The sequence below is a fragment of the Pseudomonas sp. UYIF39 genome (genome assembly GCF_029963765.1).
Taxonomy (GTDB): Bacteria; Pseudomonadota; Gammaproteobacteria; order Pseudomonadales; family Pseudomonadaceae; genus Aquipseudomonas.
The window spans coordinates 1-531 of sequence record NZ_JALBYU010000071.1 but is presented as its reverse complement, the minus strand read 5'-3'; the positions used below and the strand labels follow the sequence as shown (position 1 = coordinate 531).

1 pseudogene is annotated in these 531 nt (G+C 62.1%); it reads left to right on the top strand.

The features are described 5' to 3' along the window. Window positions 1-531, top strand: a pseudogene (locus MO767_RS30835) (glycine dehydrogenase (aminomethyl-transferring)); the annotation flags it as partial.

Sequence of the window (531 nt, the reverse complement as noted above, 5' to 3'; positions counted from 1 at the left end):
GCCCTGGCCTTGATCAAGTCCATCGCCGGCAAAAACCAGCTGTTCAAAACCTACATTGGCCAGGGCTACTACGGCACGCACACGCCGTCGCCGATCCTGCGCAACCTGCTGGAAAACCCGGCCTGGTACACCGCCTACACCCCGTACCAACCGGAAATTTCCCAGGGCCGTCTCGAAGCGCTGCTGAACTTCCAGACCCTGATCAGCGACCTCACCGGCCTGCCGATCGCCAACGCGTCCTTGCTCGACGAAGCCACCGCCGCCGCCGAAGCCATGACCTTCTGCAAACGCCTGAGCAAGAACAAGGGCAGCCACGCCTTCTTCGCGTCCGTGCATTGCCACCCGCAAACCCTCGATGTATTGCGCACCCGCGCCGAGCCGTTGGGCATCGACGTGGTGGTCGGCGACGAACTCGAACTGACCGACGTGACGCCATTCTTCGGCGCCTTGCTGCAATACCCGGCGAGCAACGGTGATGTGTTTGATTACCGTGCACTGACCGAACGCTTCCACGCCGCCAATGCACTGGTG